Here is a 13,075-nt window from a genome sequence, read left to right as displayed (position 1 = left end):
CGGTCACGCGCTGACCCCCGCCGCTGTCCGGGCGGCGCTGCACAGGGTGCGGTGGGTCAGCACGGCCGCCAGCTGCCGCCGGTAGTCCGCGCTGGCATGGATGTCGGCCGCCGGGTCCACTGCCGTCCTGGCCAGCTCGACGGCCCCGGAAAGGTCCCCGTCGAAGGTTCGCCCTCGTACCGCCTCGGTGAGGTCCAGCACCAGCGGAGTCCCCGCGATCGAGAGGTACCCCGCCCTGGCGGAGGTGATCCGCAGATCCTCGTCCAGACACACCAGCGCGCCCACTCCGCACATGGCGTAGTCGCCGTGGCGCCGCGAGATCTCTTCGAAAGCGGTGCCCGACAGTCGGCTCAGTGCGGGGAAGAAAACCTCGATCGCCAACTCGTCGGGGCGCAGCGCCGACTCCAGCGGTCCCAGGAAGAAGTCCTCGGCACGGATGATCCGCCGGCCCGACACCGCGGCGACGGTGACGGAGCCGCCGAGCAGGCAGAGCACGGTGGGCATCTCACCGGCGGGGTCGGCGTGCACGATGCTGCCCAGGGTCGTCCCGCGGTTGCGAATGGTGGGATGCGCGACCATCCTGAGCGCCTGCGACAGCAGGGGCTGGGTGGACCGGGCTCCCGCATCGCGCTCCACCCCGGCGTGCCGCGCGAGGGCGCCCGCCCGGACGCCGCCCCCGTCGCAGCGCACATAGTCCAGCTCGGCGATCCGATTGATGTCGAGGAGGTGTGCCGGAGTCGCGAGCCGCATCGACAGCAGCGGAATCAGGCTCTGACCGCCGGCCAGCACCTTGCCGTCCGGGCCGAGCTCCGCCAGCAGGGTGACTGCCTCGACGACAGACTCCGGCCGGCTGTACTCGAACGCTGGAGGTTTCACCTTTGCTGGACCGTCCTCGTCGGCTCGGCGACCGTGTCGGCGGCCGGGACGGTGCCCAGCCTCGGACCAAGGATATGCACGAGGTGGTAGCCGATCAGCACGATCAGCGTGCCCGCCGCGATGCCGCTGATGGAGAAGCTGTCACTGAATTTGATGTTCAGATTGCCGATCCCCGCGATGATTCCGGCGGCAAGCGGCACGAGGTTGATGGGATTGGCGAAGTCGATCCGGTTCTCGATCCAGATCTTGGCGCCGAGCAGCCCGATCATCCCGTAGAGCACCAGCGTGATGCCGCCCAGAACACCACCCGGAGTGGCCGCCACCACCGCACCGAACTTGGGGCAGAAACCGAAGAGGATCGCGACCACCGCCGCTATGTAGTAGGCCAGCGTCGAGTAGATGCGGGTCGCCGCCATCACCCCGATGTTCTCGGCGTAGGTGGTGGTCGGCGATCCGCCGACGAACGAGGCCAGCGCCGTGCCGATGCCGTCACCGATGAAGGCACGGCCGAGGTAGGGGTCCAGGTCATCACCGGTCATCTCGGAAACCGCCTTGACGTGGCCGGAGTTCTCGGCCAGCAGCGCGATCACCGACGGGATGACCAGCAGGATGAAGGTGATGTGGAACGCGGGCAGATGTGGCCCGGTCAGCGGGCCGAACGTGGGACTGATGATGTCCTTCGGCACGCCGATCCAATGCGCGCTGCGCACCCCGCTCCAGTCGATGCGATGCACGTCGACGCACTTGCCCGCCGTGCACTGATGCAGCAGCCTGATCTGGTCGGCCAGCCACGAGATCAGGTAGCCGAAGACCAGCGCCAGGAAGATCGCGATCCGGCTGATGAACCCGCGAAGCAACACCGCGGTGACGATGACGAAGGCGGTGGTGAGCAGGCCGATCCACTGCTCGGCCGGGAAGTAGGTCGTGGTCGCCACCGTGGCGAGGTTGAAGCCGATCAGCATGACCACCGCTCCGGTCACCGCCGGCGGCAGGATCGCCCGGACGAGGTGGCTGCCACCGAAGTGGACCAGCACGCCGATCGCCACCAGGATGAGGCCCGCGACCAGAATGGCGCCGGTGACATCGGCCGAATCACCGCCCTGTTGCCGGATCGCCGCCACGGATGCCACGAAGGCGGCGGAGGTGCCGAGATAGGACGGTACTTTTCCTTTGACGATCAGAAGGAAGATGATCGTCGCGATACCCGACATGAGTACCGCGAGATTCGGGTTGAGTCCCATGATCGCCGGAAACACGAACGTCGCGCCGAACATCGCCACGACGTGCTGGGCTCCCAGGCCCCCCATTCGCGCCCAGGACAACCGCTCCTGCGGCCGGACGACCGCACCCGGCGGAGGGGTCTTACCGCCGTAGACGAGCTTCCACCCAGCAGTTGCCACCAGGGCCTCCCAGCTATCGGAACGAGACGAGCGCGTGCACGCCGCGCTCGTTCATGGTCGTGTGGCCGCACGCTATTGACCCGGACCGCGCGACTACACGGTGAACTGTTGACGAAAGATCCGCCGCAACTCTGTGGCACTGGGCACAGCGTAGGTAACCGCTCTGACATTCTCGTCCGTTATGGGACCGGGACGGCATCAGATACCTCGCATCTGCACGACCTGCAGGGCGAGCGCCACATCCAGGCGCAGGTGCGGATCGGTCGTGAAGGGTCCGACGATCCGCTCGAGCTTGCCGATCCGGTAGCGGAGCGTGTTGTAGTGAAAGTGCAGCAGCCGCGCGGTCTCGGCGACGTTGAGGTTCGTGTCGAGCAGGGTCTGCAGGGTGGCGCGCAGGTCGGCGGCGTCGGGGCTGTCCGCGGCCAGGTCGGCCAGTACGTCGGCCGCGAAGGACTTCAGCTCGGCGGCGTCGGGAACGAGCGACAGCAACCGGTGAACGCCGAGCGAGTCGAAATGCGAGACGCTGCCATGGCCGTGCACCCGCCGCCCGACCTGGACCGCCTTGCGGGCTTGGGCGTAGCCGGCGGCGATGTCCGCAGGCGCTGAGACCAGCCGCGACACGCCGGCGCAGAACGAGTGCCGGCCGCCGCCCCGGTCACCCGACACGGCGGCGACGACCCCGTCGACAGCCGCGGCGGAATCGGCTGAGCGAACCGGCAACAGGGCGACGACCTCGCGACTGAACGCCACCACCGGAGCGGTCTTGTCGTGAGCCCGCAGGACCTGTTGCCATGCCGAGGCGAACCTCTCGTGTTGCGAGCGCTGCACTCCCGAGACGGCTCCGCCGGCACGCTGGCTGACCTCCGCCGGGTCCAGTTCGGCGACCACCACCACCATCGGACGGTTGATCTCCCACCCCAGCGAGCGGCAGTGCTCCACCACCTGGTCATCGGCGGGCAGCAGGCCGGTCAGGACATCACGCAGGTAATCACCGCGGAACTTGCCCTCGACCGCCGCCACCGCGAGCTCCTTGGTGATGGTCAGGGCGGCGACGATGGCGACCCGTTCCAAGGCCTGCATGCTGCCCGGCAGCAGCCCGGCACCGAGCCGGTACGCCACGATCCGGCCGTGATCCACACCGCCCGCCACGATCGCGCTCATTCCCGCCGAACCGGACGCCGCCCGGACGCCGCCCGGCACTGGGTGCACGCCGATCCGCAGGCGTTCGGTCCGCAGCCTGCCGCTGGCATCGAACACGTCGAGCTCGCGGATCGCCGACCGGTGCGGCTCATGCCCCTCGTCGGCGAGTACCCGCCCGTCCGGCGTGGTGATCAGCACCACGCAGTCCAGCAGCCGCGACACCTCCCTGGCAATCTGGGGCAATCCGCCACCACCGAGCACGATGGCCGAGATGGCCTGGTGCAGCGCATCCGCCTGGGCGAGCACCTCGTTCTGCTGGCGGAGCAACACCCCGAACATGCCGGACAGCACCTCGTCGAAGGCGGCGTCATCGGCCAGCCGCAGCAGCGGAAACCCGAGCTGGTCGGCGAGCCGGAGAACCGGCTCCGGAACCGCGCTGAGGTAGCGGCCGAGTTTGATGGCCAGCGCGGACAGGCCGATCCGGTCCAGCTCGGGAAGGAGGTCCAGCAGCCGCGCACCCGAGCCGGCATCGGTATCCGCGGCGCGCGTGAGCGGAAAGCCGGTGGTCAGCAGCAGTTCGTCCGCCTTGACCCACGGCAGGATGTCGGGCACCTCCATGACGTTGGCACCGCGGACGATCCGGTCCAGCCCCGCTCGGCCGGCAAGCACGGTCGCCCCGGCAAGCCCGGGCTGGGCAAGAAGGTCACGCACGCTCAGTCCCTCGGCGAGCGGCTCTGGCAGATCCCGCACGTTTGAAGCCGGATCGTTGGCAAGTGTGACCATCGGCAGACGTTAACGCACCTCATTTACTTGCAGCGAGAGATTCTTCGAAGGAGTTGGCGTCCATCGTCGTTCGACATTGCCCGAGTAGCCCGATCCGGCTTTCCGGTACCGCAACCGAGTTCGCCCGGGACGAGCTGCACCGCACCGCCGGGCCGCTGACCGTGCTCGGGGCGTTTCCGACCGCGTTGTACCTGGGTACGGCCTCCGGCGCGGTGCTCGCGCTGCTTGCCGGCGATGCGGTCCAGCTGCCGATCGGCGTGACGGTTCCGGGATCCAGCCGGTCGCTGCCGCTGGACCGCTACACCGGCCCGGCGCGGGCGGCGGGCGGGATGCTGCGGGTGAGTGGCTGCGTGGGCACGCTCGACGTGGTGATCAGGCGGCTGCGCCCCTCGGGCCTGATACCCGTCGGCATTCCGGTCCCCGGGCAGGTAGCGGAAGCCGTGCGCATGCTGGCCGCGACCGAGATCGATCCGGCACTGGCACGCCGGCTGGCGCACGCCGGGAATCTTCAGAGCACCGCCGAAGCGGTGGGCGCCCTGCTCGGCCGGGGCCTCGGACTGACGCCCGCCGGAGACGACGTGCTGTGTGGCGCGCTGGCCGGTGGCGTCCTGTTCGATCGGCCGATCGAAGTGTTGAGACACGCCGTGCTCGGCGCCCTCGCCGCTCGGCCGCGCGCGACCACCAGCCTGTCGCGGCAATTGCTGTTGAGTGCGGTGGCGGGACACGGACTCGCCGAGGTCTCGGCGTTGGGCAAGGCGGTCTGCGGAACAGATTCCGGCATTCTGTCGGCGGCATGCGCCAGACTGGCGGCAATCGGGCACAGCTCGGGCGCGGCGCTCGCGATGGGCGTACTCGCCATGGCTGGTTCGTCAGGTAACGCGGCTGGTTCGCCAGGTAACGCAGTTGAGGGGACGTATTGGTGACAGCGGAACACGTATCGGTTCGACGTGGGATGTACGCCGACTCGGTGACGCTGATGCAGGTCAGCCGCGAGGTCGGGCAATCCACGGGCGTGCTGACCGCGCTGGTCGCCATGGCGACCGAGCTCAACCTCGATGTGCTGGCCGGTATGGGCTTTGCGGCACCCCGGACGGAATCCCCCAACGAGCTCGTCATTGCCGTACGGGCGACGGACGAGGCCACCGCGGCGGCCGCCGCGGCGCTGGCTGCCCAATTACTCGACGCGCCCCGGCGTACGGCCGGTGGCGGCTCGGCCACCGTTGCTCCGCCGCGCACTCTCGGTGCCGCCGCCGCTCTGGCGGGGCCGTCGCTGGCACTGATCTCGCTGCCCGGCCAGCACGCGTTCACCGAGGCGGTCGACGCCCTCGATGCCGGCTGCGACGTGATGGTGTTCTCGGACAATGTCAGCGTCGAGCACGAGATCGCCCTGAAGGACCTTGCCGCCGAACGGGGTCAGCTGGTCATGGGCCCCGACTGCGGAACCGCCGTCGTCGGCGGCATCGGTCTCGGCTTCTCGCACACCGTGGACCACGGGCCGGTCGGCATCGTCGCCGCTTCGGGCACCGGAGCGCAACAGGTGCTGTGCCTGCTCGACGCGGCCGGAGTGGGGGTGAGCGCGGCGCTCGGCGTGGGTGGCCGGGACCTGTCCGAGGCGGTCGCCGGCCGGTCCACCGTGGCGGCGATGCGGCTGCTCGACGCCGATCCCGGCACCCAACTCATCCTGGTCGTGTCGAAGCCGCCGGCGGACGTGGTCGCCGAGCGGATTCGGTCGGTGGCGGCTGAACTGGACACCCCGGTGCTGTTCGCCCTGCTCGGTCCCGGCCGGCCTGACCTCACTGCCTCAACCGAAGCAGTGCTGACCCGACTCGGCCGCACCGGTACCGACTGGCCGGCCTGGGTGGCACCCGCCGAGCCCCGGTTCGGCTTCCTGCGCGGTCTGTTCTGCGGCGGCACGCTGTGTGACGAGGCGATGCTGATAGCCACCGACCGATTCGGCGAGGTCCGCTCCAACATTGCGCTGCGACCGGACTGGTCCCTCGACGCATCGCTGCGCCACCCCGGGCACGTGATGATCGACTTCGGCGACGACGCACTGACCCAGGGCCGCGCCCATCCCATGATCGACCCGTCGCTGCGCACCGAGCGGCTGCGTGAGTCGCTGTCCGATCCGCTCACGGCCGTCGTGCTGCTGGACGTGGTGCTGGGCCATGGCTCCCATCCCGACCCGGTGGCGGAGCTGCTGCCGATCCTTCAGGGCACGCGGGTTCCGGTGGTGGTGAGCCTGATCGGCGCGCGACGCGATCCGCAGGATCTGCAAACCTCGGCACAGCGGCTGCACTCCGCCGGTGCGTCGGTGTTCACCTCCAACGCGGCCGCGGCACGCCATTCGGTCGGCCTCATCGTGAGCGACCCCAGCGCCGATTCCCCCAGCGCCGGCTCCGGCGTGGACGCTGCGGCGCCTGCGGATTCCGGCTCGGGCCGACAGCGGGGGCGGCCGATCGAGAGGTTCGGATCATGACCGGGCTGCTGACCGGCCAGAACCTGCTCACCGCGGGTGCCGGCCTGTTCGCCGACGCCGCGGCGGCCCAGGGTGCGACGGTCACCGAGGTGGACTGGCAACCGCCGCTGCCCGGAACAGAGACCGACCTGGCCGCGGTGATGGCAGACCGGCGGCGAGCGGCTGCGAACGCCGAAGCGCTGCGCCGGATCTGCTCCACCGAGGCGCTGCTGGTCGACGTCGTTCCCGCGGGGCCCGCGCTGGGGCTGTCAGCATCGGACTTCCTGCACGCCGGGCCGCCGATCGACTGGGCGCGGGCATCCGGTCCGTTACGGGGAGCCCTGATGGGCGCGGCCGTTCTCGAAGGGCTGGCAGCCGATCCGGACGCCGCCGTCGCGTTGTTCGAGTCCGGAGCCGGGCATTCACTGGACACCTGCCATGCGCACGCGGCTGTCGGCCCGATGGCCGGTGTGGTGTCGGCGTCGATGTGGGTGTTCGTCGTGGAAGATCCGGCGTCGGGACGTCGCACGTACTGCACCCTGAACGAGGGCCTGGGCAAGGTGCTGCGCTACGGCGCCTACTCCCCCGACGTGCTGATCCGGCTACGATGGATGAGCGAGGTGCTCGGGCCGCTGTTGCAGCGCGCGGTGCGTCGGCATGGCCCCATCGACCTCAAGGCCATCCTGGCGCAGATGCTGCAGATGGGCGACGAGGCCCACAACCGCAACCGGGCCGGCACCCTGATGCTGCTGCGCGATCTGCTTCCGGACCTGATCGAGTCCGGGGCGCCTTCCGCCGACGTTGCCGAGGTTGCGCGCTTTGTCTCGGGCAACGACCACTTCTTTCTCAACCTGGCGATGCCGGCCTGCAAGTTGACGCTCGACGCAGCCCGCGGCATCGACGGCTCAACCGTGGTGGTCGCGATGGCGCGCAATGGGACGGACTTCGGCATCCAGGTGGCAGGTACCGGGGACCGGTGGTTCACCGGACCGGCTCAGGTCGCGCACGGGCTCTTCCTCGGCGACTACGGCCCCGAGGACGCCAACCCCGACATCGGTGACTCGGCCATCACCGAGACGGCCGGCCTGGGCGGCTTCTCGATGGCGGCCGCTCCGGCGATCGTGCGCTTCGTGGGCGGCGAGGTGTCAGACGCGCTGGCGGCGTCCCGGCGGATGTATGAGATCACCGTCGGCGAGCATCCTATGTACGCGATACCGGTGCTCGACTTCCGCGGCGCGCCGACCGGTATCGATGTCACCAAGGTGGTGCGCACCGGCATCCTGCCGCAGATCAACACCGGCATGGCGGGCAAGCAGGCAGGAGTGGGGCAGGTCGGTGCGGGACTGGTCACTCCACCCGCCGAGATATTTCCGAAGGCGCTGTCCGCGCTTGCCCGGCGAGCGGAGGATGCGGCGGCTCAGACCGGCACGGCGCGCTAGTGGCGCCCGGCCGGTGGCCGGGATCACCCGCGCTGCGCGGCCCTTCGACGAGCCTGCCGGAGGTCCTGCGGGGTATCGATGTCGCTGATGGAATCCGGCACATCGACGAACACGGTGTCGGCAACCCGATCGGCGAAGAAGGAGCGACCGCCCTGATCGCCGACCGCGGACGCGGCCAGTGCCGCATACCAGCGACGCGAGACGAGCACCGGATGCGAGCGCTGTCCCGCGCGCCGGACCGCGACAATGCCGGCACCGGCGCGAAAGGCGTCCAGCACCGAGGCCACCTCGGCGGCTTCGACGTCGTACAGATCGACCAGCGTGATCAGGCACGCGTCCGGAAGCGCGGCATCGAAGGGAGCATCCGGGCCGCCGGCACCCTCAGGAACATCAGCACCACCCGGTCCGGCCGCCGCGCCGGAAGGGGCCGCGTCCAGGCCGCACCGCAGCGACGATCCCATGCCGGCATCCGGATCGGGATTGACGACCGTTCGCGCCCCGGGCACCACCAGCTCGGCCGAGCGCACCACCGCCAGCACCTCGGCACACCCGCCCGCACGCAGGGTGCGCACCGCCCGGTCGACCAGCCGCTCGCCAGCCACCATGATCTCGGCCTTCGGCTGCCCGAGCCGGCGGCCCGCGCCCGCCGCGAGCACGATCCCGATCACGCCCGAACAACCACCGGCCGTCGGCATCGGGCTCACCGCGCTAGGAAGCAGCCGGGCGCGGGTAGTCCGCCAGCGCCACGGCGGTGGCCAGCGCGGCCTGCGCCGCCTCGTACCCCTTGTCCTCTTTCGAGCCAGGCAACCCCGACCGGTCCAATGCCTGCTGGTCGTCATCGCAGGTGAGCACCCCGAAGCCGACCGGAATGCCGGTGCGGACCGACACCTGGGTCAGGCCGTCGGTCGCCGCCCCGCACACGTACTCGAAGTGCGGCGTGCCACCACGGATCACCACGCCCAGAGCGACGATCGCGTCCACCCCCGCGGCAGCGACCCGGCTGGCCGCCACCGGCAGCTCGTATGTCCCGGCCACCCGCAGCACGGTCACGTCCGTCACTCCGGAATCGGCGAGAGCGCGCTGGGCGCCCGCGAGCAATCCGTCCATCACCTGGATGTGCCAGCGCGCGGCGACAATGACGACCTTCAGCCCCGCCGCACCCTCGACCGCGCCGGTCTCCGGCGCACCGTGCCCGCTCACACCTGCTCCCCGGCGACCTGGTCGAGCGCGGCGGCCGGGTTCAGTTTCCCGGCGCCCCCATCGAACTCGGCGGCCGGGTTCAGTTTCCGCGCGACCTCGTCGAGCTCCGCGGCAACGGCCTCCGGCCCCAGCAACTCGTCCTCGAGGTCCAGCTCGTGGCCCATCCGATCCTTCTTGGTCCGCAGGTATCGGAGGTTCTCCGGGTTGGAGTGGGTAGGCAACCGCACTTGACCGGTCACCGACAGCCCGTAGCCCTCCAGACCCGCGCGCTTGGCCGGGTTGTTGGTGAGCAGCCGCATCGTCCGGACCCCGAGGTCGACCAGGATCTGCGCTCCGGTGCCGTAGTCGCGCGCGTCGGCGGGCAGGCCGAGGTCGAGGTTGGCGTCGATGGTGTCGCGACCCGCGTCCTGGAGCTGGTAGGCCTGCAGCTTGTGCATCAGCCCGATGCCCCGGCCCTCGTGACCGCGCATGTACAGCACCACGCCGCGGCCCTCGCGAGCCACCGCCGCCAGCGCGGCGTCCAGTTGCGGGCCACAGTCACAGCGGAGCGAGCCGAACACATCGCCGGTCAGGCACTCGGAGTGCACCCGGACGAGGACGTCCTCGCCGTCGCCGATCTCACCGAAGACGAAGGCGACGTGCTCCCGGTCGTCGTAGGAGGACGAGTAGCCGTGCGCGATGAACTCGCCGTAGCGCAGCGGAACCCGGGCGCTGGCCTCACGGTTGACCAGCTTCTCGAAGCGCCGGCGATAGGCGATCAGGTCGGCGATCGAGATCATCGTGAGCCCGTGCTCGTCGGCGAACTCGCGGAGCTCCGGCGAGCGCGCCATGCCCGACGGATCGGTCTCGCTGACGAGCTCGCAGAGCACGCCGGCGGGCTGCAAGCCCGCCAGCACGGCAAGGTCCACCGCGGCCTCGGTGTGGCCGGGACGCCGCAGCACCCCGCCCTCCTTGGCCCGCAGCGGCACGATGTGGCCGGGACGGGTCAGGTCCACCGACGTCGTCGAGGGATCAGCCAGCAGCCGGATCGTGCGGGAACGGTCGGCGGCCGAGATGCCGGTGCTGACGCCTTCACGCGCATCGACGGTCACCGTGTACGCGGTTCCGCGTTTGTCCTGGTTGGTGTGGAACATCGGCGGCAGGTCCAGCCGGTCCGCCTCGTCGTCGGTGATCGGGACACAGATGTAGCCGGAGGTGTAGCGGACCATGAAGGCCACCAGCTCCGGGGTGGCCAGCTCGGCCGCGAAGATGAGGTCGCCCTCGTTCTCGCGATCCTCGTCGTCCACCACGACGACCGCCCGCCCGGCGGCGATCTCGGCGATCGCCTTGTCGATCGGATCAAGCATGTGCGGCCCCGCCGTTTCTTGTGGTGCGCCCGCTGGAGGCCAGCAGGCGTTCGGTGTATTTGGCGAGCACGTCCACCTCGAGGTTCACGGGCTCACCCACTTTCTTCGCTCCGAGATTGGTGGCGCGCAGCGTCTCGGGAATCAGGCCGACCTCGAACCAGGCCGGCCCGTCGTCGTCAGGCTCGCTCACCGCCGACACCGTCAGCGACACGCCGTCGACCGCGATCGAGCCCTTCTCGGCAACGTAACGTGAAAGCGAAGCCGGCAGGGCAAAACGTAGCGATTCCCACTCTTGTGCGGGCGTGCGGACCAGCAGTTCGCCGGTGCCGTCGACGTGGCCCTGGACGATATGGCCGTCCAGCCTGCTGTCGATGCGGGCGGCGCGCTCCAGGTTCACCCGGTGTCCGGGCGCCAGCGCCCCGATGACACTGCGCTGGAGTGTCTCGCCCATCACATCGAAGTCCAGTTCCAGCAGGTTGGTCTCCGCCGGACGCTGGCCGACCACGGTGAGGCAGACGCCGTTTACCGAGATGGAGGCACCGTGCGTGACGTCCTCGCCGACCACGCCGGCCCGGATCCGCAGCACGGCCGAATCGCCCCCTGTCGAGAGCTCGACGACCTCGCCCACCTCTTCGATGATGCCGGTGAACATGTCTAGTCCTCTCGACGTACGTTGCCGGAGTCCGCCCACACGGGGCGGCCGGTGATCTTGACATCGTCGCCCAGCCGGGCCACGTCGACCACCGAAAGGAAGACGGCTTCGGCCATGGTGGTTATTCCCGCGTCGCGGAGCACACCCGTCCCGTCCCCGAGCAGCTTCGGCGCCACGTAGCCGACCACGTCGTCGATCAGCCGCGCCTCCAGGAACGCGCCGGCCAGGGTCGCGCCGCCCTCGAGCAGGACGTGCCGCACGCCGCGGTCGAAGAGCGCCTTGAGGGCGAAGCGTGGCACGGCGGTGTCCAGCACCAGCGTCTCGGCGGCGCCGTCGAACACCCGGGCGGTACGCGGCACCCGGCCACGCCGGTCCAGCACCACCCGCAGCGGCTGGCGGGCCGCGAGCTCACCGTCCGCGACGCCGCCGACCTGGCGCACGGTCAGCTGCGGGTCATCGGCGAGCACCGTTCCGCTGCCTACCAGCACGGCATCCACGGTGTCGCGCAGCGCGTGTACGTCCGCGCGCGACACCTGGTTGGTGACCCAGCGAGAGCTACCGTCGGCGGCGGCGGTCCGGCCGTCCAAGGTGCTCGCGAACTTCCAGGTCACCAGTGGCCGCGCCTGGGCCACCCCGTGCAGCCAGGCCCGCAGCGCCCCGTCGGCGACCTCGTCCCGCAGCACCCCCGCGACGACCTGCAGGCCGGCGTTGCGTAGCCGTTGCGCCCCGCCCGCGGCAACGGGATTCGGATCGTCCACCGCGTAGACCACCCGGGCGACGCCGGCCGCGATCAGCGCCTCGGTGCAGGGACCGGTCCGGCCGGTGTGGTTACACGGCTCCAGCGTGACCACCGCGGTGCCGCCGCCCGCGCGGTCCCCGGCCGCCCGCAGCGCCAGCACCTCGGCGTGCTCCTCGCCGGGTGGCCGGGTCGCGCCCTCGCCGACGATGTGGCCGGCAGGGTCCAGGATGACCGCGGCCACCGGCGGGTTGGGACTGGTCCGTCCGAGCACGACGCGGGCCAGGCGCGCCGCGTGCCGCATGGCCGCCAGCTCGGTGTCGGCCACCGCGCCGGCATCGGTCACAGCCGGCCGGCCGCGTGCGCGGAGCGGGCCATCCCGTCCCGGGCGAGCTCCCGGAGGTGGCTGACGGCCGCGCCGGGGTCCGCCGCACCGAAGACCGCTGAGCCCGCGACGAAGACGTCGACGCCGGCCTCCGCGGCCTGCTCGATGGTGTCGGCTGAGATGCCGCCGTCGATCTCGATGAACAGCCGCAGGTGTCCCGCGTTGACGTGCTGACGCGCCAGCCGCACCTTGGGCAGCACCTCCGCCATGAATGTCTGCCCGCCGAAACCGGGTTCCACCGACATCACCAGGAGCGTGTCGAACTCCTTCAGGACGTCGAGATAGGGCGCCAGTGGGGTGCCCGGCTTGACCGCCAGCCCGGCGAAGGCGCCGGCCGAGCGGATGGCCCGCGCCGTCCCGACCGGATCGGCGGCGGCCTCGACATGGAAGGTGACGTTCGCGGCGCCGACCTCGGCGTAACCGACGGCCCACCGGTCCGGGTCGTCGATCATCAGGTGGCAGTCCAGCGGCAGGTCCGTCGCCTGCCGCAGGCTCCGCACCACCGGCAGGCCCAGCGTCAGGTTGGGCACGAAGTGGTTGTCCATCACGTCGACATGCAGCCAGTCCGCGCGTGAGACGGCATCGGCCGCGGCACCGAGGTGTGCGAAGTCGGCCGACAGGATGCTCGGTGCGATCATGGGCTCCGGGGCTGATGCTGGC

The 13,075-nt window shown here is 70.5% G+C and carries 12 protein-coding genes; 3 read left to right on the top strand and 9 right to left on the bottom strand.

Annotation, left to right across the window (positions count from 1 at the left end):
• Positions 1–3 precede the first annotated feature (3 nt).
• The 3 genes from RM423_RS01310 to RM423_RS01300 all read right to left on the bottom strand — a co-directional run bounded on the left by RM423_RS01310 (position 4) and on the right by RM423_RS01300 (position 4,199).
• Positions 4–876 (bottom strand): FAD binding domain-containing protein, encoded by an 873-nt coding sequence (locus RM423_RS01310; protein WP_311421181.1) that lies wholly within the window; start codon positions 874–876, stop codon positions 4–6.
• Positions 873–2,279 (bottom strand): uracil-xanthine permease family protein, encoded by a 1,407-nt coding sequence (locus RM423_RS01305; RefSeq protein ID WP_396327552.1) that lies wholly within the window; start codon positions 2,277–2,279, stop codon positions 873–875. Before RM423_RS01305 ends, RM423_RS01310 begins: the two co-directional genes overlap by 4 nt.
• A 195-nt stretch (positions 2,280–2,474) precedes the next feature.
• Positions 2,475–4,199 (bottom strand): PucR family transcriptional regulator, encoded by a 1,725-nt coding sequence (locus RM423_RS01300; RefSeq protein ID WP_311421179.1) that lies wholly within the window; start codon positions 4,197–4,199, stop codon positions 2,475–2,477.
• Between the two features lie 53 nt (positions 4,200–4,252).
• On the opposite strand from RM423_RS01300, the gene RM423_RS01295 reads away from it, so the two are divergent.
• Genes RM423_RS01295 through RM423_RS01285 form a run of 3 tightly spaced genes read left to right on the top strand, consistent with a single transcriptional unit; the run spans position 4,253 to position 8,096 of the window.
• Positions 4,253–5,122 (top strand): oxamate carbamoyltransferase subunit AllH family protein, encoded by an 870-nt coding sequence (locus RM423_RS01295; RefSeq protein WP_311421178.1) that lies wholly within the window; start codon positions 4,253–4,255, stop codon positions 5,120–5,122.
• Positions 5,119–6,678 carry a hypothetical protein gene (locus RM423_RS01290; protein ID WP_311421177.1) on the top strand — a complete coding sequence of 520 codons (1,560 nt, stop codon included), beginning with the start codon at positions 5,119–5,121 and terminating at the stop codon, positions 6,676–6,678. Before RM423_RS01295 ends, RM423_RS01290 begins: the two co-directional genes overlap by 4 nt.
• Positions 6,675–8,096 carry a YlbE family protein gene (locus RM423_RS01285; protein WP_311421176.1) on the top strand — a complete coding sequence of 474 codons (1,422 nt, stop codon included), beginning with the start codon at positions 6,675–6,677 and terminating at the stop codon, positions 8,094–8,096. The genes RM423_RS01290 and RM423_RS01285 overlap by 4 nt, the downstream gene beginning before the upstream one ends.
• Positions 8,097–8,119: 23 nt before the next feature.
• On the opposite strand, the gene RM423_RS01280 is transcribed toward RM423_RS01285, so the two are convergent.
• The 6 genes from RM423_RS01280 to rpe are packed head-to-tail and all read right to left on the bottom strand — an operon-like array spanning position 8,120 to position 13,053.
• On the bottom strand, positions 8,120–8,791 hold the full coding sequence (locus tag RM423_RS01280; RefSeq protein ID WP_311421217.1) for a nucleotidyltransferase family protein: 672 nt from the start codon (positions 8,789–8,791) through the stop codon (positions 8,120–8,122).
• Positions 8,792–8,804: 13 nt separating this feature from the next.
• On the bottom strand, positions 8,805–9,296 hold the full coding sequence (gene ribH, locus RM423_RS01275) for a 6,7-dimethyl-8-ribityllumazine synthase (protein ID WP_311421175.1): 492 nt from the start codon (positions 9,294–9,296) through the stop codon (positions 8,805–8,807).
• Positions 9,293–10,642 carry a bifunctional 3,4-dihydroxy-2-butanone-4-phosphate synthase/GTP cyclohydrolase II gene (locus RM423_RS01270; RefSeq protein WP_311421174.1) on the bottom strand — a complete coding sequence of 450 codons (1,350 nt, stop codon included), beginning with the start codon at positions 10,640–10,642 and terminating at the stop codon, positions 9,293–9,295. The genes ribH and RM423_RS01270 overlap by 4 nt, the downstream gene beginning before the upstream one ends.
• A complete protein-coding gene (locus RM423_RS01265) occupies positions 10,635–11,294 on the bottom strand; it encodes a riboflavin synthase (protein ID WP_311421173.1) in 660 nt (219 codons plus the stop codon). Before RM423_RS01265 ends, RM423_RS01270 begins: the two co-directional genes overlap by 8 nt.
• Positions 11,295–11,296: 2 nt before the next feature.
• Complete coding sequence (gene ribD / locus RM423_RS01260; RefSeq protein ID WP_311421172.1) at positions 11,297–12,358, bottom strand: bifunctional diaminohydroxyphosphoribosylaminopyrimidine deaminase/5-amino-6-(5-phosphoribosylamino)uracil reductase RibD; 1,062 nt, start codon at positions 12,356–12,358, stop codon at positions 11,297–11,299.
• Positions 12,359–12,372: 14 nt separating this feature from the next.
• Entirely contained in the window at positions 12,373–13,053 is a 681-nt protein-coding gene (rpe, locus tag RM423_RS01255; protein WP_396327551.1) for a ribulose-phosphate 3-epimerase, read from the bottom strand.
• Positions 13,054–13,075: the final 22 nt, after the last annotated feature.

The organism is Jatrophihabitans lederbergiae (assembly GCF_031845305.1).
In the GTDB taxonomy this organism is placed as follows: Bacteria; Actinomycetota; Actinomycetes; order Mycobacteriales; family Jatrophihabitantaceae; genus Jatrophihabitans_A; species Jatrophihabitans_A lederbergiae.
Note: the sequence above shows the minus strand (reverse complement) of the source record. Positions and strands in the feature narration are given on the sequence as shown.

Excerpts from the sequence above, each read along its gene's own strand:
- RM423_RS01300 (WP_311421179.1), bottom strand. The coding sequence starts at position 4,199 with ATGGTCACACTTGCCAACGATCCGGCTTCAAACGTGCGGGATCTGCCA.
- RM423_RS01285 (WP_311421176.1), top strand. The coding sequence starts at position 6,675 with ATGACCGGGCTGCTGACCGGCCAGAACCTGCTCACCGCGGGTGCCGGC.
- RM423_RS01280 (WP_311421217.1), bottom strand. The coding sequence starts at position 8,791 with ATGCCGACGGCCGGTGGTTGTTCGGGCGTGATCGGGATCGTGCTCGCG.
- RM423_RS01270 (WP_311421174.1), bottom strand. The coding sequence starts at position 10,642 with ATGCTTGATCCGATCGACAAGGCGATCGCCGAGATCGCCGCCGGGCGG.
- RM423_RS01265 (WP_311421173.1), bottom strand. The coding sequence starts at position 11,294 with ATGTTCACCGGCATCATCGAAGAGGTGGGCGAGGTCGTCGAGCTCTCG.
- rpe (WP_396327551.1), bottom strand. The coding sequence starts at position 13,053 with ATGATCGCACCGAGCATCCTGTCGGCCGACTTCGCACACCTCGGTGCC.